Source organism: Companilactobacillus bobalius (assembly GCF_009764355.1).
Genome location: NZ_LNUA01000054.1, coordinates 1 through 1,417, shown reverse-complemented (window position 1 = coordinate 1,417; position 1,417 = coordinate 1). Strand labels below are relative to the sequence as shown.

Sequence of the window (1,417 nt, the reverse complement as noted above, 5' to 3'; positions counted from 1 at the left end):
CAAGAACATGGCCACACGCAAATTTAACATGTCGTCTTTTAAGTACGCAATTGTAGAGCCAGAACTCGTTGCAATAACTGAGATGATACTAGCACCAATCGCATACTTAATATCTAATCCCATCATAATAGTTAGAACTGGCGTAATAATCATTCCGCCACCAATCCCCAAAATTGCACCAAGAACTCCAGCTCCTACTCCCATTACTAAAAGTAGTAGCATTGAATTCATTATTTTTCCTCTTTCTCGTCTTCATCTTTTTTAGAGAAATTCTCTAGAGAAGTTTCATAGTTCCCTTTCATTATATCCATTGTGTGCTTTATTTCATCATTTTTTAAGCTATTTTCAGAAATTAAGTCAATATGGAACTTAGAGGCGTTCAAATAATCGCAACTAGTTGAGAGATAAATCTTTGTCTCAACTTCAGCATCATCGTCAAAGAAATGTGTTACTTTCTTAGCATCTGCGAATGGTAGATTGATAATTCCACTTTCTAAATAAAAATCGATTGGAAATTCAGCATCTGCAACATGAATAATTACTTGTGAAAGCTCATTATCAGCCAAATCTTTTTCCAATTGTTCCTTAGCCTTATTTAATGACCAAAGATCTTCTTGGAGTAAGTCATCCTTACTTATATCTAACTTAGTCTGTTTGAATTTTTCGTCTTGAATATTTTCAATAAAATCGGTAACTTTAATTTTCATTATTTTCTCCTAGAGGTACAATTTCAAAAAGTTTTCCACAGCACCTTGATATTTTTTAGAATCCACATAGTAGCTCCGTATATGAACCCCTTGACTTTCATAAGACATTCTCGGGAATTTTCCACATGTTAATAACTTTTCACGCATTTCAAACGGTACGGTAAAATCATTTTTACCATGCATAAATAAAATCGGTAAAGTATTCTTAGACAATGCCTTTGTACAATCCGCTTGCGCATATGAAAAACCAGCTCGTATTTTTGAGACTAGTGAGATTCCCTTAATCAAATATCTGCCTTTAATATGATACCTTTTTTGACAGTGATAACTCAAGATGTTCGAAGCACTCGTATATCCAGAATCTTCAATCACCAGTTTAACATTCTTTGGCAATTGATACTGTGTTGTCAACATGACGGTCGCTGCACCCATAGAGGCACCAAATAAAATAATTTTATTCTCAGGATATTTAGCGATGACTTCCTTGATCCATTCTAATAGATCCAAACTCTCAATATAACCAAAGCCCAAATACTTACCTTCACTTCTACCGGCAGCTTGATTATCAATTTGTAATGTATTAAAACCTAATTTATCAAATAACTGTGCATGAACGTCTAACGATTTATGATCGACTCCGAATCCGTGAACCAAAATAACGGTTGTGGAACTCTGATTATCAGTAAACCAACCGTATAACTTACTATGAT

At 34.3% G+C, this 1,417-nt stretch carries 3 protein-coding genes; all 3 read right to left on the bottom strand.

Translation table 11 applies throughout. From position 1 onward, the window contains the following. Positions 1 to 231: TSUP family transporter (locus tag ATN92_RS12720; protein WP_158106794.1), on the bottom strand; the 231-nt coding region annotated here is incomplete at its 3' end. Beyond that, the gene (locus tag ATN92_RS12715) at positions 231 to 707 is read right to left on the bottom strand and encodes a hypothetical protein (protein WP_056950823.1); all 477 of its coding nucleotides are present in this window, start codon (positions 705 to 707) and stop codon (positions 231 to 233) included. The genes ATN92_RS12715 and ATN92_RS12720, both read right to left, overlap by 1 nt. A 9-nt stretch (positions 708 to 716) precedes the next feature. After that, on the bottom strand, positions 717 to 1,417 hold a 701-nt coding region (locus tag ATN92_RS12710), incomplete at its 5' end, for an alpha/beta hydrolase (RefSeq protein WP_158106793.1).